This window comes from Propionivibrio sp. (assembly GCF_017995515.1).
In the GTDB taxonomy this organism is placed as follows: domain Bacteria; phylum Pseudomonadota; class Gammaproteobacteria; order Burkholderiales; family Rhodocyclaceae; genus Propionivibrio.
Window position 1 is genome coordinate 16,079 of record NZ_JAGOIT010000028.1, and the last position, 20,919, is coordinate 36,997.

Annotated in this window: 19 protein-coding genes; 12 read left to right on the plus strand and 7 right to left on the minus strand. The window is 64.2% G+C overall.

What is annotated here, in order from left to right; translation table 11 throughout:
- Window positions 1-14 precede the first annotated feature (14 nt).
- From KBA32_RS06540 to KBA32_RS06555, 4 genes are read left to right on the plus strand one after another with little or no spacing between them, the layout of a single operon-like run.
- Complete coding sequence (locus KBA32_RS06540) at window positions 15-2,258, plus strand: EAL domain-containing protein (RefSeq protein WP_294356695.1); 2,244 nt, start codon at window positions 15-17, stop codon at window positions 2,256-2,258.
- Between the two features lie 4 nt (window positions 2,259-2,262).
- Window positions 2,263-3,372 (plus strand): penicillin-binding protein activator, encoded by a 1,110-nt coding sequence (locus KBA32_RS06545; RefSeq protein ID WP_294356698.1) that lies wholly within the window; start codon window positions 2,263-2,265, stop codon window positions 3,370-3,372.
- Window positions 3,369-5,666, plus strand: coding sequence for an ATP-binding protein (locus KBA32_RS06550; RefSeq protein ID WP_294356700.1), 2,298 nt, complete (start codon window positions 3,369-3,371; stop codon window positions 5,664-5,666). Before KBA32_RS06545 ends, KBA32_RS06550 begins: the two co-directional genes overlap by 4 nt.
- A gap of 50 nt (window positions 5,667-5,716) precedes the next feature.
- The gene (locus KBA32_RS06555) at window positions 5,717-6,598 is read left to right on the plus strand and encodes a S1/P1 nuclease (protein WP_294356703.1); all 882 of its coding nucleotides are present in this window, start codon (window positions 5,717-5,719) and stop codon (window positions 6,596-6,598) included.
- Between the two features lie 10 nt (window positions 6,599-6,608).
- Here KBA32_RS06555 and htpX read toward each other — a convergent pair whose 3' ends face one another.
- The 3 genes from htpX to def form a co-directional block, all read right to left on the minus strand.
- On the minus strand, window positions 6,609-7,457 hold the full coding sequence (gene htpX / locus KBA32_RS06560; RefSeq protein WP_294356705.1) for a zinc metalloprotease HtpX: 849 nt from the start codon (window positions 7,455-7,457) through the stop codon (window positions 6,609-6,611).
- Between the two features lie 99 nt (window positions 7,458-7,556).
- Window positions 7,557-8,480, minus strand: a complete 924-nt coding sequence (gene fmt, locus KBA32_RS06565) for a methionyl-tRNA formyltransferase (RefSeq protein WP_294356707.1) — start codon at window positions 8,478-8,480, stop codon at window positions 7,557-7,559.
- Window positions 8,477-8,980, minus strand: coding sequence for a peptide deformylase (gene def / locus KBA32_RS06570; protein WP_294356709.1), 504 nt, complete (start codon window positions 8,978-8,980; stop codon window positions 8,477-8,479). Before def ends, fmt begins: the two co-directional genes overlap by 4 nt.
- 222 nt (window positions 8,981-9,202) lie before the next feature.
- On the opposite strand from def, the gene KBA32_RS06575 reads away from it, so the two are divergent.
- The 4 genes from KBA32_RS06575 (at window position 9,203) to KBA32_RS06590 (ending at window position 14,506) form a co-directional block, all read left to right on the plus strand.
- A complete protein-coding gene (locus KBA32_RS06575) occupies window positions 9,203-10,237 on the plus strand; it encodes a LysM peptidoglycan-binding domain-containing protein (RefSeq protein ID WP_294356711.1) in 1,035 nt (344 codons plus the stop codon).
- Window positions 10,238-10,240: 3 nt separating this feature from the next.
- Window positions 10,241-11,338 (plus strand): DNA-processing protein DprA, encoded by a 1,098-nt coding sequence (gene dprA / locus KBA32_RS06580; protein WP_294356713.1) that lies wholly within the window; start codon window positions 10,241-10,243, stop codon window positions 11,336-11,338.
- Entirely contained in the window at window positions 11,283-11,804 is a 522-nt protein-coding gene (locus KBA32_RS06585; protein ID WP_367113755.1) for a DUF494 family protein, read from the plus strand. The genes dprA and KBA32_RS06585 overlap by 56 nt, the downstream gene beginning before the upstream one ends.
- 158 nt (window positions 11,805-11,962) lie before the next feature.
- Complete coding sequence (locus KBA32_RS06590; protein WP_294356716.1) at window positions 11,963-14,506, plus strand: DNA topoisomerase III; 2,544 nt, start codon at window positions 11,963-11,965, stop codon at window positions 14,504-14,506.
- Window positions 14,507-14,544: 38 nt separating this feature from the next.
- Here the strand turns inward: KBA32_RS06590 and KBA32_RS06595 are convergent, their stop codons facing one another.
- The 3 genes from KBA32_RS06595 to KBA32_RS06605 are packed head-to-tail and all read right to left on the minus strand — an operon-like array spanning window position 14,545 to window position 16,566.
- Window positions 14,545-15,459: a hydrogen peroxide-inducible genes activator gene (locus tag KBA32_RS06595; RefSeq protein WP_294356718.1), complete on the minus strand. Its 915-nt coding sequence runs from the start codon at window positions 15,457-15,459 to the stop codon at window positions 14,545-14,547.
- A gap of 4 nt (window positions 15,460-15,463) precedes the next feature.
- The gene (locus KBA32_RS06600; RefSeq protein ID WP_294356719.1) at window positions 15,464-15,823 is read right to left on the minus strand and encodes a DsrE/DsrF/TusD sulfur relay family protein; all 360 of its coding nucleotides are present in this window, start codon (window positions 15,821-15,823) and stop codon (window positions 15,464-15,466) included.
- Between the two features lie 26 nt (window positions 15,824-15,849).
- Window positions 15,850-16,566 carry a 16S rRNA pseudouridine(516) synthase gene (locus KBA32_RS06605; protein WP_294356721.1) on the minus strand — a complete coding sequence of 239 codons (717 nt, stop codon included), beginning with the start codon at window positions 16,564-16,566 and terminating at the stop codon, window positions 15,850-15,852.
- Window positions 16,567-16,700: 134 nt separating this feature from the next.
- Between KBA32_RS06605 and siaA the strand changes: the two genes are divergently transcribed.
- The 4 genes from siaA to siaD are packed head-to-tail and all read left to right on the plus strand — an operon-like array spanning window position 16,701 to window position 20,471.
- Window positions 16,701-18,695, plus strand: a complete 1,995-nt coding sequence (gene siaA / locus KBA32_RS06610) for a biofilm regulation protein phosphatase SiaA (protein ID WP_294356722.1) — start codon at window positions 16,701-16,703, stop codon at window positions 18,693-18,695.
- Between the two features lie 24 nt (window positions 18,696-18,719).
- Window positions 18,720-19,262, plus strand: coding sequence for a biofilm regulation protein kinase SiaB (gene siaB, locus KBA32_RS06615; RefSeq protein WP_294356724.1), 543 nt, complete (start codon window positions 18,720-18,722; stop codon window positions 19,260-19,262).
- Between the two features lie 22 nt (window positions 19,263-19,284).
- On the plus strand, window positions 19,285-19,665 hold the full coding sequence (gene siaC / locus KBA32_RS06620; protein WP_294356727.1) for a biofilm regulation phosphoprotein SiaC: 381 nt from the start codon (window positions 19,285-19,287) through the stop codon (window positions 19,663-19,665).
- Window positions 19,662-20,471 carry a biofilm regulation diguanylate cyclase SiaD gene (gene siaD / locus KBA32_RS06625; RefSeq protein ID WP_294356729.1) on the plus strand — a complete coding sequence of 270 codons (810 nt, stop codon included), beginning with the start codon at window positions 19,662-19,664 and terminating at the stop codon, window positions 20,469-20,471. The genes siaC and siaD overlap by 4 nt, the downstream gene beginning before the upstream one ends.
- Here siaD and KBA32_RS06630 read toward each other — a convergent pair whose 3' ends face one another.
- A complete protein-coding gene (locus KBA32_RS06630; RefSeq protein ID WP_294356731.1) occupies window positions 20,472-20,792 on the minus strand; it encodes a cupin domain-containing protein in 321 nt (106 codons plus the stop codon).
- Window positions 20,793-20,919: the final 127 nt, after the last annotated feature.

A 20,919-nucleotide genomic window follows, 5' to 3' on the forward strand; every position in this document is an offset into this window, starting at 1 on the left:
GGAAAGGGAAGTCATTGAGTTCCGATAACGACGACATCGTTTTCATCGCCGAGGACGCCAAAGGTGGCGCGACCTGGCCATCGACGCAACGCGATCCGTGGCGCATCCTGATCGTCGACGACGACCCGGACGTCCACGAAGCGACGCGCTTCACGCTCGCCGATACCCTGATCCTGAGTCGGCCGCTGCGGCTCCTGCACGCCTACTCGGGTGCCGAGGCCCTGACCCTCCTGCGCGAGCAAAAGGACATCGCCGTGATCCTGCTCGACGTGGTGATGGAGAGCGACGACGCCGGCCTGCGCACCGTCGGCACGATCCGCAACGATCTCAAGCTGCACAACACGCGCATCGTCCTGCGTACCGGCCAGCCCGGCCAGGCGCCGGAACTGGAAACGATCACGCGTTACGACATCAACGACTACAAGAGCAAGAGCGAACTCACCCGGATCAAGCTGTTCACCACGCTGACCGGAGCGATCCGTTCCTTCGACCAGCTGCAGCGCCTCGACGCCAACCGCAAGGGGCTGGAGAAGATCGTCGCCGCAAGCAATCACCTGATCGCCGAACAGGGGCTACGCGCCTTCGCCGAAGGCGTCATCACGCAGATCGCCAGCCTGATCGGCACCGAGCCGGAGGGCGTCGTCTGTGCGGCGACGGATGAACCGGAGCAAGGCGTCAATACGCAACAATTCCGCATCATCGCCGCGGCCGGCAACTTTCGTCACCTCATCCAGCGCCGCCTGAGCGACATCGACGACGCGCGCATCGTCCAGCAGCTTTCGCTGGCGCTGGAGAAGAAGCAGAACATCATCCAGCCGCACTGCATCACGCTTTACTTCCAGAAGACGCCGGAGCGCGGTTTCGCCGCCTTCATCGACTCGGCGCTGCCGATCCGGGAAGTCGATCAGGAGCTGCTGCGCGTGTTCTGCACGAACATCGCGCTTTGCGCGAAGAACGTCGACCTCGTCGAGGAGCTGCGCCAGGACGCTTTCCTCGACCGGCAGCTGCGCCTGCCCAACCGCACCGCGCTCGTCTGCGAGCTGAGCGACCGGCTGGCCCTCGAACGCAGCCAGGGCCAGACGCTGGCCGTGGTCGACATCGACCAGTTTTCAACCACGCACGACATCCTCGGCAACGATTACGTCGAGTCGCTGCTGCGGCTCACCGCCCGGCGGCTGCGCGATGCCTTTCCGCCGGCCGTCTTCATCGCGCGGCTCGCCGGTGACGCCTTCGCCGTGCTCGGGGCGCACGACCTCGTTACCGCCGAAGCCGTCCAGCAGTGTTTCATCGCGCCGTTTTCCATCGAGAAGATCGACCACGTCGTTTCCGTTTGTACCGGCCTCGTGCATCTCGACGGCACGCCGCGATCGGCCATCGAATACGTGAAGGACGGCTTTCTCGCGCTGAAGAAGGCGAAGTCGCGCGGGATCGGGCAGTCGGTGATCTATTCCGAGGAGATGGGACGCAAGGCGCGCGAGCGCTCGCATCTCCTGCGCGACCTGCGCCTCGCCTTCGGCCACGAGCAACTTTTCCTCACCTACCAGCCGCAGATCGATCTCGCCAGCGGCCGCATCGTCGGTGTCGAAGCGCTGCTGCGCTGGCGGCGCAAGGACGGCGAACTGATCCCGCCCGATCGTTTCATCCCGGTCGCCGAACAGTCGGGGCTGATCGTCGGCCTCGGGGGGTGGATCGTGCAGACCGCGCTGATCGCCCTGCAGCGTTTTCAGGCGCCCGGCCTGCCGACGCTGCGCATGGCCGTGAACGTATCGCCAGTGCAGCTGCGCCAGCCGAATTTCCTCGGCCTCATCGACGAGGCGATCCGGCAGACCGGAACCGATCCGGCACAGCTCGAGATTGAAATCACCGAGTCGGTCGCCGTCGGCGGCCTCGATCCGATCGTCGAGTTGCTCGAAAAGATCCGCGCACTCGGCGTCTCGGTCGCGCTCGACGACTTCGGCACCGGCTACTCGTCGCTCTCCTACCTGCAAAAACTCCCGGCCGATCGGCTGAAAATCGACCGCAGCTTCGTCGCAGCGCTGGAGAACGACGACCAGGGGACGCGCATCGCACGCACGATCATTCTCCTCGGGCGCGAACTCAAGCTCGAAGTCATCGCCGAAGGCGTCGAGTCGCAAACCGTCGCCGACGCGCTCGTCGCGCTCGGCTGCGAAACCGCACAGGGTTACCACTACGCCCGGCCGATGCCGGAAGACGAATTCGTCGAATGGCTGGCCCGCCGCAACTGGCAGGAGGGTTGAGGACATGCGCTTTCCACGTTTGTGCGACGGGCTATTCCCCGGCGTCGTCGCGCTGCTGCTCGCCGGCTGTGCCGAACCGCCGCCGCTGCGCATCGGCTTCCTCGCCGAACTGAGCGGGCGCAGCGCCGACCTCGGCGAGGCGGCGCGCAACGGCGTCATCCTCGCCGCCGACCAGTACCGCGAAGGCCGGCGCGAAGACAAGCGCACGCTCGAAATCATCGTCCGCGACACCGGCCAGACGCCGGAAAGCGCGGCGAGCGCGGCGCAGGAGCTGGTTGCCGCGGGCGCCGACCTCATCATCGGTCCGACCAACAGCGCGATGGTGGACAACATCCTGCCGACCGTCGAGAAGGCCGGCGTCGTGCTGCTCACGCCGACGGCGTCGGCGGTCAAGTTTCACGGCAAGGACGACATGTTGTTCCGCATCAACCTGACGACGCGCGACAACGGGCGCCTCTACGCAGAACACTACTTCGCCAAGGGCTTCAAGCGCATCAGCGCCGCCGCCAACGAGAACAACCGCAGCTTCGCGGAAAGCTGGCTCAGCGAATTCAGAACGGCCTTCGAGGCGCTGGGCGGCGAAATCGTCAGCGCGCCGTTCTTCGACTCCGGCGCAGCCAGCCACGCGCCGATCATCGACGCGATGCTCGCCCCCAGGCCGGACGCGCTGCTCTTCATCGCCAACGCGGTCGACGCCGCCCGCCTGGCGCAGCAGGCACGCAAGGCGGCGCCAGACACGCCGCTGATCGCCGCTGAATGGGCCGGCACCGCACAGTTGATCGAGCTCGGCGGGCGTGCGGTCGAGGGACTGATGATCGTGCAGAACTACAACCAGGACGACACTTCGCCGCGCTTTCAGTCATTCCGCTCGGCCTACGCCGAGCGCTTCGGCAAGGAACCGGTGTTCGGCAGCGTGCTCGCACACGACGCGGCGACCGTCGTGCTCGACGCACTGTCGCGCCGGCCGGCCGGGATGAGCGCCAAGGAAGCGCTGATCAAGCTCGGACCCTACACCGCGTTGCAGCAGCAGATCGAGTTCGACGCCAACGGCGACACGACGCGCGTGGCCTACTTCATGGCGATCCGCGATGGCCGCTTCGTACGCGCGCAATGAACTACCGTCGCTGGCGCCTGCGCACCGGGCTGATCGGGTTGCTCTCACTGATTTCGCTGATCAGCTTTCTGCTCGCCGGCGCCACGCTCTTCCTCATCCGTCTGCCGCAGATCAGCCGTGAGAGCCAGGAGGATCTGCGCGTCGAAGTCTCCGATCTGTCGCTGCGCAGCGAAGCCATACTCGGAGCGATCCAGACGCAGCTCGAACTGATCGCCACCGCCTTGCGCAATCCGGGGACGACGCCGGAGAAGACCCTGGAGCGCGCACTCGGCCGGAGCAGCGCGTTCACCGCCATCTACCAGGTCGACCGCGACGGCAGGGTGATCAACGCCAGCCTGAAGTCCTGGCTCGGTCATACGCGGCGGCGCGAACTCATCGGCAACGACCTGTCGCGCGACCCGATCTTCCAGCGCACGCTCAAGGATGCGCGAACCGTCTGGAGCGACAAGTACCTCTCGCCGGTGTCGAGCGAGATCGCCGTCAGTATCGGCACCCCGGCCGGGGACACCGTGATCATCGGCGAGATATCGCTCGCCCACATCATGGATACCCTGCGCGTCGCCTCGGGACGCAGGGATCTGATGGTGTGGATCATCGACCGCAACGGCGAGATCCTCGCCGACAGCGAGGACGCCGCGCGTGTCGGCGTCGTTAACTTGCGCCATCTGCCGCTGCTCGGGGAAGCGCATCATTCCGGCTCGCTCGCCAACACGCTGTCGTTCGAGGGCAAGACCTTCGACGCGGCACTGGCGCATTCGCACCTGCTCGACTGGTACTTTGTCATCCGCGCACCGGCCGGCCTCGCCAATCCGCGCATTGCGTCGACGCTCGACCTGTGGATCGCCGTGCTCGGCGTAACCCTGCTGCTCGGCATCGTACTGACGCCGCTGTGGGCGACGCGCATGGCGCGGCCGATCGCCGCGCTCGCCCAGCGCGCGCGCAGCATCGCCGACGGCGAAACGCCCGGGCCGTGGCCGCGCGGCCGCATCGTCGAATTCGACGGCCTGTCGCGCGATCTTGAACGCATGGCGACTTCGCTGCGCGAACAGCAGCAGGAGCTGGAAACCGTGTTCAACGCGTCGCCGGTCGGCATGGTCGTGCTCGATCCGCAACGCGATTACGTCTTTATCCGCGTCAACGCCGGCTGCTCCGAACTCCTCGCTGCGACACCCGAACAACTCATCGGCAAGACCGGGAAAACGCTCGACCTGTGGTGTAACGCCGGCGAACGCGACCGCTTCTACCAAGCACTGCAGGACAAGCACTTCGTCGAATTTGAAACGCGCTTCCGCCGGCTGGACGGACGCGAATTCGTCGCCGCGCTGTCAGTCAGCTACTTCGATAGCGGCGGACAACGGCGCGCGGTCATGGTCGCGCGCGATGTCACCGAACTGCGCAGCATCGAAGGCGAGATCCGCGCGCTCAACAGCGAGCTCGAACAACGCGTCGAACGGCGCACGGCGGAACTGTTCGAGGCGAACGCGCGGCTATCGACGACGATCGAACACCTCAAGCTGACGCAGGCCGAGCTGGTCCGGAGCGAGAAACTCGCCTCGCTCGGTGCGCTCGTCGCCGGCATCGCACACGAGCTGAACACACCGCTCGGCAACGGCGTCATGGCGCTGTCGACGCTCATCGCGTCGCTGCGTACCTTCAGGAAGGAGATGGAGAGTGGAATCAAGCGCTCCAGCCTCGACAAGCTGCTCGAAGCGATGGATGCCGGCACCGACATCGCCTTCCGCAACCTGTCGCGCGCCGCCGAGCTGGTGGCGAGCTTCAAGCAGGTGGCGGCCGACCAGAGTTCGTCGCAGCGCCGTTCTTTCATGCTCGGCGAGGTCATCGAGGAAATCATCCTGACGCTTCGCCCCTTGCTCAAGCGCAGCGACGTCGCTGTCCGCGTCGACATTGCCGAAGGATTATTGATGGACAGCTACCCCGGACCGCTCGGCCAGGTCATTACCAATCTGATCAGCAACGCCGTCACGCACGCCTTCGAGGACCGTGACGATCGCCGGGTGACGATTACCGCGACGCCGGACGGCAACGAGGCAGTGCGCATCACGCTCGCCGACAACGGCAACGGCGTCCCCGACACGCTACTGCCGCGCATCTTCGACCCCTTCGTCACCACGCGCATGGGGCGCGGCGGCGTCGGGCTCGGCCTGCACATCTGCCACAACCTCGTCATCCAGACGCTCGGCGGTCGCATCGCGGTCGCTTCGACCGCTGCCGGCACGACCTTCACCCTGACGCTCCCGCTTTGCGCACCGGGCGAGCAATCCGCACACGGATGACCAGAGGCTGCAACAATCAGCCAACGCGCCGCTTTCGGCTGCTCGCAGCCATGCTCGCCGGCTTTCTGCCGCTATCGGCTTCGGCCTGGAACTTCACCGGGCACCGCCTTTCGGCGTGCATCGCGTGGGAGCAGTTGCCGCCGGCGAGCCGCGAGAAAGTCGGCATGCTCTTGCGCGCGCATCCGGACTACGCGCACTGGACACGCAAGGCCAAGGGCGATGCAATTGACCGCACGGCGTTCATCGAAGCCTCGACCTGGGCCGACCGCATCCGCCATGACCCGCGCTTCCATGCCGCCGACGAGCCGGCCACACGATTGCTGCCGGGATTCCCGGACATGGAGAGCCACGGCGACTGGCATTACGTGAATCGTCCGCTCCCCGATCAGGTGAGAGCAACAGATGACGACGAGGCGCGCGGACAACTCGCCCGGCGACTTGTGACTCTGACGCGCACACTCACCGCTCACGGTGCCTCGGCGACCGCGTTCAACGCGAAGGTCTACGCCTTGCCCTGGCTCATCCATCTCGTCGCCGACGCGCATCAGCCGCTGCACGTGGTCAACGCGGAGGCCGCCTGGCTGGCGCCGCTCGACGATCCCAAGCGACTGAATCCGTCGGCGCCGCGTCGGCGGATCGTCAGCCTGCACGCCCTGTGGGACGATCTTCCCGGTGCGTCGAACCTGTCCGGAAACAAGCTCGACTCGGCGTGCCGGGCGCTCGCTGCAAGGTACCCGAAGCCGGCGCCGTCGAGCCCGGCACAGTGGATAGAAGAAAGCTGGCAGATCGCCGGGCAAGACGGCTTTCCCGCCGATTACGCCCGCCAGCAGCGGGTCGGCAAGCCGTTCTACGAGCGCGCCCACGAACTCGCCAACCAGCGCATCGTCAGCGCCGGCCACCGTCTGGCCGGTGTGCTGCGCAGGCTGCCGTAAATCGTTTCGGTCAGGCGCGTGCCAGTTCGCGCAGGCGCGCGACGCGCTCCTCGGTCGCCGGGTGCGTGCTGAACAGGCTGGCGATGCCGCCGCCCGAGAGCGGGTTCATGATCATCATCTGCGCCGTCGCCGGATGTGCCTCGGCCGTCGGCATCGGGATGCCGCGCGCATAGGAATCGATCTTGATCAGCGCATCGGCCAGTGCATCCGGATCGCCGCAGATCTCGGCGCCACCCCGGTCGGCCTCGAACTCACGCGAGCGCGAGATGGCCATCTGGATCAGGGATGCCGCGAGCGGTGCCAAGAGGGCGACCGCCAGACCGGCGATCGGATTGGCCGGACGGCCTTCCTCGTCGCGTCCGCCGAAGAACATGGCGAAGTTGGCGAGCGCCGAGATCGCCCCGGCCATGGTCGCCGAAATCGTGGAGATCAGGATGTCGCGATGCCGCACGTGCGCCAGCTCATGCGCCATCACGCCGCGAATCTCGCGCGCCGAGAGCATGCGCAGGATGCCCGTCGTCGCGGCGACGGCGGCGTGCTCGGGATTGCGCCCGGTGGCGAAGGCGTTGGGCTGCGCCTCGTCGATCAAATAGACGCGCGGCATCGGCAGTCCGGCGCGTTGCGCGAGTTCGCGCACCATGGCGTAGAACTGCGGCGCCGAGGTCTCGTCGACCTCCTGCGCGTTGTACATCTTGAGCACCATCGAATCGGAGAACCAGTAAGCAAAGAGGTTCATCGCGCCGCCGAAGAGCAGCGCCATGACCATGCCCGAGGCGCCGCCGATGTACGTCCCGATCACGCCGAAAAGCGCCATGATCGCCGCCATCAGCAGCGATGTCTTCAACCAGTTGCCGAACATTTCCACACCTCCTTGTAGCCCGCGCTTGCGCGCGGCCGTGTCGATTCACGGCAGATCGTCTGCCGAACTAACGCGAAGATTGGGCGCAGGCGTTGAAAATCAAGCAGGAAGGTCGAAAACCGCGCCCGCTGCCAGCGGCATTCCGGCCAGGAACTGGGCGGCCGGCAGACGTTTGCCGCCTGCCTTTTGCAGTTCGAGCAGACAGAGCGCGCCTTCGCCGCAAGCGACGACGATGCCGTTCTTGTCGGCCGCCAGGATCGTTCCCGGCGCTCCGCTCGCGTCGCTCAAGCGCGTCCCCCATACCTTGATCGCGTTGCCCTGAAAGCTCGCCAAGGCGCCGGGAAACGGATTGAAGGCGCGTACCTGGCGCGCCAGTTGAATCGCCGGAAGGCGCCAGTCGAGCGGTGCTTCGCCCTTCTCGATCTTGGCCGCGTAGGTGATGCCGGCATCGGGTTGCGGGCAGGGCGCGAGCGGCAGCCTGGCCAGCACGTCGACGACCAGCTCGGCACCGAGCGCGGCCAGCTTGTCGTGCAAGGTCGCCGCCGTATCGTCGTAGGTAATCGGCAATTTTCCGGAAATCAACACCGGTCCGGTGTCCAGCCCGGCCTCCATCTGCATGATGCAGACGCCGGTCTCGGCGTCACCGGCGAGGATCGCCCGCTGGATCGGCGCCGCACCACGCCAGCGCGGCAAGAGCGAAGCGTGGATATTGATGCAGCCGAAGCGCGGCAGGTCGAGGACAGCCTGCGGCAGAATCAGGCCATAGGCGGCAACGACCATCGCGTCCGCACCGACGGCACGAACTCGATCCTGCGCGGCTGCGTCACGCAAGGTCGGTGGCTGGAAGACGTCGATTCCGGCAATCAGCGCGCGCTCCTTGACCGGTGAAGCACGCAGCGCCATGCCGCGCCCGGACGGGCGATCCGGCTGCGTGAGCACCAGCGCCACCTCGTGCCCGGCGGCGATGATGGCGTCGAGCGCCTGCGCGGCGAATTCCGGCGTACCGGCGAAGATCAACCTCATGCCGTGATCCGCGACTGCTTGGCCAGCTTGGCCTTGATGCGCGATTGCTTGAGCTGCGAGAGGTGCTCGACGAAAACGCGGCCGTCGAGGTGATCCATCTCGTGTTGCAGGCAAACGGCCAGCAGGCCATCGGCCTCGATGCTTTGCTCCTGCCCTTCCGCGTCGAAGTAGCGGACGGTCACGTACTCGGCGCGCTCGACCTTGTCATAAATGCCCGGCACCGAGAGGCAGCCTTCTTCGCACACCTGCAGCCCGTCGCTTTCGACCAGTTCCGGATTGACCAGAACCAGCAGCTGATCGCGTGTCTCCGAAACGTCGATGACGATGACGCGCAGATGCACATCGACTTGCGTCGCCGCCAGCCCGATGCCCGGTGCCTCGTACATCGTCTCGGCCATGTCGGCCGCCAGCCGGCGAATGCTGTCGTCAAATTTCTCGACGCGTTTTGCGACTTTTTTAAGGCGCGGATCGGGATAGCGGAGGATGGGCAATAGAGGCATAAAAAGCTTGATCGAATAAGTAATTACGTGCAGAATCCAACGCAACGTCTTGAAAATAACGCGCATTATTTGCGCATAGTACGCGATGTCGGCAACGGCTAGTACGACGCAGGGAACGGTCGAAAAGTCAGACTCGGAAGTTCGGAAGTTTCCACGGTCCGGATCACTGGCTTCCTGCAGGCACTCACCGACGTTGCCGACCGCTCGTATGAGGATAACACGATGATCCGCACTTTATCCGCGCTTGTCCTGGCCTTGGCTGCTACGCTTTGCGGCGCTTCCGGACACCCCATCCAGCTGGCCGATAAAGCACCGGTTGAGCATGTTGTCGTCCCCGGCGACACGCTCTGGGGAATTTCCGCGCAGTTTCTCAAGGAACCCTGGCGCTGGCCGGAAATCTGGCGCATGAACCGCGATCAGATCAAGAACCCGCATCGCATCTACCCGGGAGACGTCATCGCCCTGGAGCGCGACGAAAACGGCAACCCGGTGCTCCGCGTAAGGAAAGGAATGAGTGGCGACGGCAAGCTGCGTCCGCAGATCTATTCCGAGAAGAATGAAACGGCGATCCCACCGATCCCGCCCAACGTCATCGAACCTTTCATTTCGCAGCCGCTCGTCATCGAGGCCAACGAGCTCGACAAGGCAGCGCGGATCGTCGCCACGCAGCAGGACCGCGTGTTCCTCGGCGAGGGCAGCGTCGCCTACGTCGACGACGCCGACCCGAAACAGGAGCACTGGCAGGTCTACCGCAACGGCAAGCCCCTGCGCGACCCGTCCGACGAAACCCGCATCCTCGGCTACGAGGCGTTTTATCTCGGAGCAGCGACACAGACCCGGCCGGGCCAACCCGCCACGTTCGAAATCACCTCGGCAACGCAGGAAATCGGTCGCGGAGACCGTCTGGTTCCGGCCGCCAAACCGGCGATGGTCCATTACGTCCCGCACAAACCCGACACGCCGGTCGACGGCCGTGTCGTATCGATCTACGGCGGCGTCGGTTCAGCCGGACGCGGCTCGATCATCTCGCTGAATCTGGGTAACCAGGACGGCCTGGAGATTGGTCATGTGCTCGCCCTGGAGAGAAATCGTACCGTGACCCAGCGTGACGAAAACGACCAGAAGATCAACGTCAAGGTCCCGGCGGAACGCACCGGCCTCGTTTTCGTCTTCCGCACGTTCGACCGCATCTCGTATGCGCTGGTGGTGCAGTCGGAGGGGACCGTCGAAGTCAATGACTTCGTGCGCACGCCCTGAGCGATGGCCTCGACCGAGTCGCTGGGCGACTGGCTGAGATTAACGCTCACGCCCGGAATTGGCGGCGAAACGCAACGCAAGCTGCTCCGGGCGTTCGGACTGCCCGAGGCAATCTTCTCGGCCGCGCATGGCGACTTGCGCGAAATCATCGGCGACCGCCTCGCCACAACTTTGCTGGGGACGGATAACGCCGCGATCGTACAGACCGCATGCGACTGGGCAACGGGCGACAACCAGCACATCGTCACCATTGCCGACCCTGAGTATCCACAGGCACTGCTCGAGATTGCCGACCCGCCGACACTGATCTACGTCCGCGGCCGCCTCGACCTGCTCAACCGACCGGCGCTGGCCATGGTCGGCAGCCGCAACCCGACGCCGCAGGGCGTACAGAATGCGGAACGTTTCGCTGCCGCATTTGCCGACGCCGGCCTCGTCGTCGCCAGCGGACTCGCGCTCGGCATCGACGCCGCAGCGCATCGCGGCGCACTGGCAGCCGGCGGCGACACGATCGCTTTCATCGGTACCGGGATCGATCGTATTTACCCCGCGCGCAACAAGGACCTGGCGCTGGAGATTGGCGCCAAGGGAACGATCGTCTCGGAATTTCCGCTCGGCACGACGGTCACGGCGTTCAACTTTCCCAAGCGCAATCGCCTGATCTCGGGATTGTCGCAAGGGGTTCTGGTCGTCGAAGCGGCGATCGAAAGCGGCTCACTGATTACGGCGCGTCTCGCCGGCGAACAGGGACGCGAGGTTTTCGCCATCCCGGGCTCGATTCACTCGCCGCAGTCACGCGGCTGTCACAAGCTGATCAAGCAGGGCGCCAAGCTCGTCGAGACCGCGCAGGACGTGCTTGAAGAGTTGAGCTGGGGTCGCCTCGCCGAACCCGCTGTGCCGCGTGCGGAGCAAGCGGTGGGCGCGGCCGGGCACAACGATCTGCTCGCGCACATGGGTTTCGATCCGTGCGGACTCGACGATCTCGCCGGACGGAGCGGCTTGACGGCCGATACGCTTTCCGTGATGCTGCTGCACTTGGAGCTCGATGGACATGTCGCCAGCCTGCCTGGCGGCCGCTACCAAAGGCTCGCGCACACGTAAAGACTCCCCGCTTCACATGATTGATATCCTCGTTTACCTCTTCGAAAACTATCAGGATTTGTCGGCTCACCCCAAACCGGACGCCTTGGCCCGCAAGCTCAGCGACATCGGATTTGAAGATGAAGACATCTCGCTCGCGCTGGTCTGGCTGAACGGCCTCAAGAACACCCAACGCGCTGAATGGACATGCAGTCCGCTTGCACAGCGCATATACACTGCAGAGGAACAGTATCGGCTCGGCGCCGAATGCTTGAGTTTCATCATGTTCCTCGAGACCACGGGTGTCATTTCACCGCATCTCCGCGAATTGGTGATCGAGTACGCGATGATGCTCGACGACGATTCCATCCCTCTGGACAAGTTCAAGGTCATTGTGCTGATGGTGCTCTGGAGCAGGGAGGAGGATCTCGAACCGTTGATCGTCGAGGAATTGCTCTACGACGCCGACGCTGAATTGATGCACTGATTCGCAACTCGTACCTGCCTTACTTCCCGCCCTGTCGCTACTACCCATCCTGCTTGCCAAGCGCTGACCAGTGCTCTTATCATGGTTTGCAGCATGGTGCGATTCGAGCATCCTGAAGTCATATACTTTCGCCATTTTTCCCGGGCACATAACACGCCATGAGCAAGAAGCTGATCATTGCAGAGAAACCTTCGGTTGCCGCCGACATCGCGCGCGCCCTTGGCGGGTTTACAAAACATGACGACTACTTCGAGAGCGACGACTTCGTCCTCTCCTCGGCGGTTGGTCACCTGCTCGAACTCGCCTGCCCCGAAGAGTACGAGGTCAAACGCGGGAAATGGTCGTTCGCCCACTTGCCGGTGATTCCGCCGCACTTCGCGCTCAAGCCGATCGAGAAGTCGGAATCGCGGCTCAAGCTGCTGACCAAGCTGATCAAGCGCAAGGACGTGACGACGCTGGTCAATGCCTGCGACGCGGGCCGCGAAGGTGAGCTGATCTTCAACTACATCGCGCAGCACGCAAAGAGCGGCAAGGGTGTGCAGCGCCTGTGGCTGCAGTCGATGACGCAACAGGCGATCCGGGACGGCTTCGCCGGACTGCGCGACGGCTCGGAAATGAAAGGCCTCGCCGACGCGGCGGTCTGCCGTTCCGAATCGGACTGGCTGGTCGGCATCAACGGTACGCGCGCGATGACCGCGTTCAACTCGAAGACTGGCGGTTTCCACCTGACGACGGTCGGCCGCGTGCAGACGCCGACGCTGGCGCTGCTCGTCGAGCGCGAGGACAAGATTCGCCGCTTCAAGCCGCGCCCCTACTGGGAGCTGGAAGGCGTCTTCTCCTGTGCCGCCGGAGAGTATCGCGGCAAGTGGTTCGACGAGGACTTCACCAAGGGCAAGGGCGAGGAAGACGAACACCTGCGCGCCGACCGTCTGTGGGACGAAGCCCGCGCCAAGGCGCTGCAAGGCAAATGCACGAACAAGCCGGGCGTGGTCACTGAAGAAGCCAAGCCTTCTTCGCAGCTGTCGCCCCTGCTTTACGACCTCACCAGCCTGCAGCGCGAAGCGAACAGCCGCTTCGGCTTTTCGGCAAAAGCCACCTTGGGGCTGGCACAGGCGCTGTACGAAAAACACAAGGTGCTGACCTATCCGCGGACCGACGCGCGCGCGCTGCCCGAGGACTATCTCGGTACGGTGAAGGACACGCTCAGGATGCTGACCGGCGAGGGTGTCGGCAAAGGCCACGACGAATCGCTGCTCTCCCGGTTCTCGCCGTTCGCGCACCAGATTCTGGCGCGCAACTGGGTCATCCCGAACAAGCGCATCTTCAACAACGCCAAGATTTCCGACCACTTCGCCATCATCCCGACGCTGCAGGCGCCCAAGCACCTGTCCGAGCCCGAGCAGAAGCTCTACGACATGGTCGTCAAGCGCTTCCTCGCTGTCTTCTATCCTGCGGCCGAATACATGGTCACGACACGCATCACGCGCGTCGAAGACGAACCGTTCAAAACGGAAGGCAAGGTGCTGGTCAATCCCGGCTGGCTGGCCGTCTATGGGCGCGAGGGACAGGCCGGCGACGAAGGCAATCTGGTCGCGGTTGGCGCGAAGGAGACCGTGCATACGGATGAGGTCGTCCTCAACGCCACCGAAACGCGACCGCCGGCGCGCTATTCCGAAGCGACGCTGCTGTCGGCCATGGAAGGCGCAGGCAAGATGGTCGATGACGAGGAACTGAAGGCGGCGATGGCCGGACGCGGCCTCGGCACGCCGGCGACGCGCGCGCAGATCATCGAGAACCTGATCGGCGAACAGTATCTGCACCGCGAGGGGCGCGAATTGCAGCCGACCGCGAAGGCGTTTTCGCTGATGACCCTGCTCAACGGCCTGGGCATTCGCGAGCTGACCGCGCCCGAACTGACGGGCGAGTGGGAATGGAAGCTGGCGCGCATGGAACGTGGCGAGATGTCGCGCGAGGCGTTCATGCAGGAAATCGCGGCGATGACGCAGCACATCGTCGACCGTGCCAAGAGCTACGACAGCGACACCATTCCCGGTGATTTTGGCGAACTCGAAACCCCTTGCCCGAAGTGCGGCGGCAAGATCAAGGAAACCTACAAGAAGTTCCAGTGCCAGGCGTGCGACTTTGCGCTTTGGAAGATCGTCGCCGGACGTCAGTACGAAGCGTCGGAGATCGAGATCCTGCTGACCGAACGCAAGATCGGACCGCTGACCGGCTTCCGCAACAAGATGGGGCGGCCGTTCAACGCGATCATCAAGCTGAACGCGGACAACCAGCCCGAGTTCGATTTCGGTCAGGGAGCGGGCGGCGAAGAGGGCAGCGCGGAAGCCGTCGACTTCTCCGGGCAGCAATCCCTGGGGGCCTGTCCAAAATGTGCGGGGCAGGTGTTCGAGCACGGCATGGCCTACGTCTGCGAGAAGTCGGTCGGACCGGAAAAGACCTGCGACTTCCGCTCGGGCAAGGTCATCCTGCAGCAGGCAGTCGAACCCGAGCAGATGCAGAAGCTGCTGGCGACGGGGCGCACCGATCTGCTCAAGGACTTCGTTTCGTCGCGCACGCGCCGCAAGTTCTCGGCGTTCCTCGTTCGCGGCACCGACGGCAAGGTCGGCTTCGAGTTCGAGAAGCGCGAGCCCAAGGCGAAAGCTCCGGCCAAGACCGCGAGCAAGAAAAGCAGCGCGCAATAGGCGTCGAGGTGACGTCGCCCCCGCCTGACGCGCAACGCTCAGGCGATGGCGCTGACGCCCGGTGGCGGCGCATCGAGGATCGCCGCGCGCAAAACGTCGATCGCCTGCGGACGCGGGAAGGAAGCCCGCCACGCGATTCCGACGCGCCTGAAGGGAGCCGGCTGGGTGAAGTCGCGATATTGCAATAGCGAGCCATTCTGCGGCCACGATTTTGCCGCGGAAATCGGCACGACCGAGATGCCGACGCCGCTCGCGACCATGTGGCGAACCGTTTCGAGCGAGCTGCCTTCGAGCGCACCGTTAGCGCCACCCGGTTCCGACAGGTGCGGGCAGGCCTGCACGACCTGATCGCGGAAGCAGTTGCCCTGACCGAGGAGGAGCAGATTCTCGCCAGCGATCTGGTCGGGCGGAATTGCCGCCTGCTTCGCCATTGGATGATGCATCGGCATGACGACGCAGAACGGTTCGTCGTAGACCGGCCGCGAGACGATGCCCGGCTCGGAAAAGGGCAGGGCGACGATGATCGCGTCGAGATCACCGCGGCGCAATTGTTCGCCCAGGTTGACCGTAAAGTTCTCCTGCAGATACATCGGCATGTGCGGTGCGCGCGCGTGCAGCGCCGGCACCAGGCGCGGCAACAGATACGGTGCGATGGTGTAGATGACGCCGAGGCGCAGCGCACCGATCAGCGGATCCTTGCCCTGCTGCGCGATTTCCTTCAGGCGTCCGGCTTCCTCGAGCACGCGCTCGGCCTGCCTGGCGATCTGTTCGCCGGTTGGCGTCAGGCGTACCTCGCTCGGCGTGCGTTCAAAGAGGATCACGCCGTACTTGTGTTCGACCTTTTTCAGCGCGACCGACAGCGTCGGCTGACTGACGTGGCACTTTTCCGCCGCGCGGCCGAAGTGCCGCTCGCGCGCCAGCATGACGATGTAGCGAAGCTCGGTGAGTGTCATCTTCTCAGAAGGTGATGACCTTGTCGGCCGCCAGCGTCCATTCGCCAAGCTCTGGCAGCGTTCCGATGGCGACGCCGGGAATCAGTTCCAGATCGACGATACCGCGCGCCTGGGCGCAGGTCCGGCAGAGCTTGATCTGCGCGCCGTGCTCGACCAATTCGATAAGCATCTGTTGCAAGCCACCGCCCGCGCTGGCAGCGGGTTGGTTGGGCAGGCCGACGGTCACCGCGTCGGACATCATGAACAGGCGCAGATCGACGGTCTCGATTTCCTGCGCTGCGATCGCCGTCGCCAGACGCAGCGCGCTCAACATGCGTTCGCTGCCGTAGGCCGGCGCGTGGATGATGAATAGAACGGTCTGCACGATAGTCGCCTCCTCGTCTTCGTTCGTCAGGCGGCAGATGAACTCACCTGCGCCAAAGCAAGATCTTCCTCGGTCAGCCACGTCCATTCGCCCGGCTTGAGCGTCGCGGGCAGAACGTAGGCGCCGATCGAAACGCGATGCAGCGCTTCGACACGATTACTCGCCGCCGCCACCATGCGTTTGACCTGATGATACTTCCCCTCGGTCACCGTCAGGCGTAACAGCCGATCCGAAATGCGTTCGCAAGCGGCGGCCGCGATCGCCGACGGTTCATCGTTCAGGACGACGCCGTCGAGCAGCGCAGCGATCTGCGCGTCGTCGATGTCGTGCTTCGTCGTCGCCTCATAGACCTTCGCGACGATCTTCTTCGGCGACGTGCATTTATGAATGAATTGCCCGTCGTCCGACATCAGCAACAGGCCCGTCGTATCCTCGTCAAGGCGCCCCACCGCCTGCACGCCGCGCGTCACCAGCGGGCGCGGAAGCAGGGCATAGACGCTCGGGTGGAAGCGCGGCTTGTGCGAACACTCGTAGTTGGCCGGCTTGTTCAAGGCGATGTAGGCGTTCTTCCGGAACGTCCAGGGGACGCCGTCGACCGCGAACGAGAAGCCTTCCGGATCGAAGTCGGCAAGAGGATCGTCGCAGTCTTCACCGGCGACACGCACGCGGCCGGAATGGACCAGGGCGCGGCACTCGGAACGACTGCCAAAACCCTGCGTCCTGAGCAATCGTTCAAGTTCCATCAGTCATTCCGGGAGGTCGTTGGGGTCGGGCGAAACTGCATATCGTCGGCAATTGTACTGCGGCGGTCGACGCTTGACGCGCACGCTACAAAAACGACGTAGAATCACAAGGCTCAAAAATAACGAAACCAACGATGGCAACCTTGGGATTCGGCCTTCGCGCCAAGTCGATACTCGCGCTCGTCCTCGCCTGTTTGTTCGCCGTTACCACTGCCGGCTTGATCGGCTGGCGCATTCTCGAAGGGGTACGCAATCACTTCGGCGAGGCGTATGCGCGCAATCTCACGCAGCTGAAGCGCGAACGCATCCTGGCGCCGATCTCGCGCGACCTTGCGCTGGCAAAGCGACTGGCGAACTCGGAAATCACCCGGCAATGGCTGGCCAGCGAGAACGACGCCGCGCTGCGGGCGCTCTTTTTCAAGGAAGCCGAAGCCTATCGCCACGACCTGAGCAGCCGCTCGTACTTCCTCTGCAGCAATCGCAGCAGGGGCTTCTATTTCAACGACGACAACAAGGTGTCCAGCGACCAGCCGCGCTACATGCTGGACCCGGAAAAATCGAGCGACCAGTGGTTTTTCAATACGCTGCGCCAGCCGGAAATCTTCAACATCAACGTCAATTACGACGCGCACCTGGACATCACGCAGGTCTGGCTGAACATCCAGATCCGCGCGCGTGATCGCGTGCTCGGCATCGCCGGTACCGGTATCGACCTGAGCACGTTTCTCAAGGAATTCATCGACACCGACGAGCCGGGCATCACGCCGATGATCGTCGCGCAGTCGGGCGCCATCCAGGCGCATCGCAACAAGGCGCTGATCGCGATCAACCAGGCAGCGAGCGCCGCCGCGACCGATCAGACGCTGCCCGGCCTCTTGCGCGACGGGCCGGAACGCGTCGAGTTGGGTAACGCGATGATCCGGGCGATCAACAACCCCGACGAGGTCGTGACGCTGCACGTCCGGCTGGACGGCCGCGAGCAACTGCTGGCCCTGGCTTACGTCCCCGAACTCAAGTGGTACGTGGTCTCCGCGGTCGACCTGACGGCAGTCAATGTGCTCGATGACCGCTGGATCAACACGGCGATCCTCGCGGTGGTGCTGCTCGTCGGCGTGCTGCTCGCCGGATTTGGCTACGCCGTCGAGCGACTGGTCCTGCGTCCGCTGAAAAAGCTGCAACAGTCCGCCTCGCAAATGGCGCACGGCAATTTCGACGTCTCGCTGCCGCCCGTTACGCGCGATGAGCTCGGGGATCTCAGCGAAGCGTTCGGCCTCATGGCGCGGCAGGTCCGCGCGCATACCGAACAGCTCGAAACGCTGGTCAAGGCGCGAACCCAGGCACTTGAACAAGCCAATCTCGACATGCGCCACGCGCACAAGCAGATCAACGATTCGATCGACTACGCGAGCCTGATCCAGCGCGCCATCCTGCCCAACCAGCAGCTCGCCGAGCAGCTCGGTCCGCGTCACTTTGCCCTGTGGCGGCCGCGCGACGTCGTGGGCGGTGATTTCTACATTTTCCGCAGCGAGGGCGAGCGGCACGTGCTCGGCGTGATCGACTGCGCCGGGCATGGCGTCCCCGGCGCCTTGATGACCATGCTGGCGCGCGCCGCGCTCGATCAGGCGATCGTCCGGATGGGAATCGACGCGCCGGCCGGCATCCTGACGCAGACCGACCGTTTGATGCGCGACATGCTGAGCAGCTGCAATCTGCCGCGTGGCATCGCGACCAACATGGACGCCGGCCTCGCCTTCGTCGATCAGCGCGAACGGAAACTTCGCTACGCCGGCGCCAAGATCAGCCTGTACTGGAGCGACGGCGAGCAGGTCGGCGAGATCAAGGGCGTCCGGCGCGCCATCGGCGACCGCCGCGTCGGCCAGTACGTCGATACGGAAATCGACATGCTGTCCGGCGTGACGTATTACCTGGCGACCGATGGTTTCCTCGATCAGGCTGGCGGCGAGCTGGGCTACGGCTTTGGCAACAGCCGCTTCGCCCGGCTCCTGCGCGCACACGCACGCCTGCCGATGGCCGAACAGGCGAGGGCGCTCGACGAGGAACTCGAGCGTTATCGCGGTTCACTGCCGCAACGCGACGACATCACAGTGTTATCTTTCCGTTTCGACTAATCGAAGCCTAACCCTCTTCCCGCCATGGAAACCATCGACCTCTTCAGCCTTCGGACGCACTTCAACCGCAACCGCATCCTGCTCTGCTTCAACGGGCCGATTTCGCGCAGCCTGATCGAGGAGATCGGCAACGCGCTGAAGAACTACCTGCAGGCCGAAAATGCCCAGCCGACGGCGGCGATGGACGTCTTCAGCATCTATATCGAGATGACGCAGAACATCCGCCATTACGCGCAAAGCCGGGGTTACGGCGATCTCGAAAGCGCGGCGACGGTGATCGTGGCGCGCGATGCCGAGGAGCGTTATCTCGTGCAAGCGGGCAATATCGTCGAAGCGGCCGATGGCGAGGCCTTGCTCGCGCGCGTCGATGCGCTGGCGTCGATGGACAAGGCGCAATTGAAAGCCACCTACAAGACGCAGCTGCGCCAGCCGCGCGACGCCGCAGCGACCACCGGCGCCGGCCTCGGACTGATCGACGTCGCCCGAAAATCCAGCCTGCCGCTCAAGGGCAACCTCTCCCCGATCGACGAGGAGCGCGCATTCTTCAGCCTGTGCGCCTTTATTTGAGACACGACTTACCTCCGCCAACATGAACGACCTGAACATCGCATCATCCCAATCCACGCCGGGCATCGAATCCGATACGAATGCCGGCATCCTCCGCATGCACGGCGACTCCTACCCGGAGAACTCCTTCGAGTTCTTCGACCCGATCATCCAGTGGATCGAAGACTATCTGCGCCTGCGCAGCGAAGCGCTGCATCTCGAGCTTCGCCTCGTCTATATGAACACCAGTTCGGTCAAGGCGATGATGGACATCTTCGACATGCTCGAAGACGCGCACGGCAGGGGGCGCGCGGTCAGCGTCGCCTGGTACTACGACCCGCGCAACGAGCGCGTGCTCGATCTGGCCGACGAATTTCGCGAGGACTGCTCGTTCCCGTTCGATATCGCCGCGGCGCCGCAATGACTGGCGGCCCCAGGCATTACATCGACGAAGCCGGGTTGCACGCCCTGATCGGGCACCTGCTCGCCGATCCGGCGCATCAGGACAACCCGTTGCGTACGCCGCTGAACGACCTCTTCAAGCACAGCGAAAGCCAGCGCGAGCGGCTCGAACGGCTCGTCCGCATCTCGGACGGCTACCACTCGATCAGCCACCGACAGACGCTGAGCCTTACGGAACAGTACGACAAGCAGCTCCGCCGCCTCGAGAAACTGGCCCGCATTTCGGACCGCTACCAGAACAGCCTGCGCGAACTCAGCGAAGCGCTCCGGGACAGCGCGCTGCACGATTCGCTCACCGGCCTCGACAACCGGCGTTCGCTGATGGAGCGCCTGCGCGAAGAGACCGAACGGGCGATCCGGAAAGGCACGCCGTACGGCCTCGCCATCCTCGACGTGGACCGCTTCAAGTCGATCAACGACCAATTCGGGCACGAAGCTGGCGACAAGGCGCTGTGCGCGATCAGCGAGGCGATTCAGCGCTCGCTGCGCGAATACGACGTATGCGGGCGTTGGGGCGGCGAGGAATTTCTCGTCCTGCTGCCGGAAACGTCGATCGAATCGGCCATGCAAGTCGTCGAACGCATCCGCACCGGCATGGAGCAGGTGCAACTCCGGTTTTCGGAAGACGACACGGCAAGAGTCACGGCCAGTTTCGGCCTGACCCGGTATCGTCTCGGCGAGAGTTTCTCCGACACCATCAACCGCGCCGACGCCGGCCTGCTCAAGGCCAAGATGGAGGGCCGGAACCGGGTCGTCGTCGCCGGATAGTCACGCCGTGCCTGGGCCGAAGATCGCCAATAGCGTCAGATCGTCGGTAACGTCAAAGAACGAATGCTCGGTCGTCGCCCTGACGAAGAGGACTGCGCCCGGTCCGACCTCGCGTTCGTGATCGCCCACCTGGACGCGAGCCTTTCCTTCAATGACCACGTTCAGCTCGTCTTCGAGGCGTGGCGCCAGCATGTCTCTGGAGCCGGCGGGGTTTCGATACACGGCACACGACATTTGCGCGCTGCGCAGGAACTCGAGGAATTGCGGTTCCGGGCCGGAGACTCCGGCTTTCAGATCATCGATATTGAAGGCTTTCCACATTGACGGCAGGTTCGACGCGCATGTAGAGGCTCTCGGTGACTTCGAGGACGAGGGCGGCGGGGGCCAGCCCGCTCTCGGCGAGGGCGCGGTCGACCTGAGCGGCGAAATCGCCATCGACGATCTGGCG

Bases quoted from the DNA above. Each gene is read 5' to 3' on its own strand.
- siaD (WP_294356729.1), top strand. From the start codon at position 19,662: ATGACTGGCGGCCCCAGGCATTACATCGACGAAGCCGGGTTGCACGCC.
- KBA32_RS06545 (WP_294356698.1), top strand. From the start codon at position 2,263: ATGCGCTTTCCACGTTTGTGCGACGGGCTATTCCCCGGCGTCGTCGCG.
- KBA32_RS06595 (WP_294356718.1), bottom strand. From the start codon at position 15,459: ATGACACTCACCGAGCTTCGCTACATCGTCATGCTGGCGCGCGAGCGG.
- KBA32_RS06590 (WP_294356716.1), top strand. From the start codon at position 11,963: ATGAGCAAGAAGCTGATCATTGCAGAGAAACCTTCGGTTGCCGCCGAC.
- htpX (WP_294356705.1), bottom strand. From the start codon at position 7,457: ATGTTCGGCAACTGGTTGAAGACATCGCTGCTGATGGCGGCGATCATG.
- fmt (WP_294356707.1), bottom strand. From the start codon at position 8,480: ATGAGGTTGATCTTCGCCGGTACGCCGGAATTCGCCGCGCAGGCGCTC.
- siaC (WP_294356727.1), top strand. From the start codon at position 19,285: ATGAACGACCTGAACATCGCATCATCCCAATCCACGCCGGGCATCGAA.
- KBA32_RS06630 (WP_294356731.1), bottom strand. From the start codon at position 20,792: ATGTGGAAAGCCTTCAATATCGATGATCTGAAAGCCGGAGTCTCCGGC.
- dprA (WP_294356713.1), top strand. From the start codon at position 10,241: ATGGCCTCGACCGAGTCGCTGGGCGACTGGCTGAGATTAACGCTCACG.
- KBA32_RS06585 (WP_367113755.1), top strand. From the start codon at position 11,283: ATGGACATGTCGCCAGCCTGCCTGGCGGCCGCTACCAAAGGCTCGCGC.
- KBA32_RS06550 (WP_294356700.1), top strand. From the start codon at position 3,369: ATGAACTACCGTCGCTGGCGCCTGCGCACCGGGCTGATCGGGTTGCTC.
- KBA32_RS06555 (WP_294356703.1), top strand. From the start codon at position 5,717: ATGCTCGCCGGCTTTCTGCCGCTATCGGCTTCGGCCTGGAACTTCACC.
- def (WP_294356709.1), bottom strand. From the start codon at position 8,980: ATGCCTCTATTGCCCATCCTCCGCTATCCCGATCCGCGCCTTAAAAAA.
- siaB (WP_294356724.1), top strand. From the start codon at position 18,720: ATGGAAACCATCGACCTCTTCAGCCTTCGGACGCACTTCAACCGCAAC.
- siaA (WP_294356722.1), top strand. From the start codon at position 16,701: ATGGCAACCTTGGGATTCGGCCTTCGCGCCAAGTCGATACTCGCGCTC.
- KBA32_RS06605 (WP_294356721.1), bottom strand. From the start codon at position 16,566: ATGGAACTTGAACGATTGCTCAGGACGCAGGGTTTTGGCAGTCGTTCC.
- KBA32_RS06575 (WP_294356711.1), top strand. From the start codon at position 9,203: ATGATCCGCACTTTATCCGCGCTTGTCCTGGCCTTGGCTGCTACGCTT.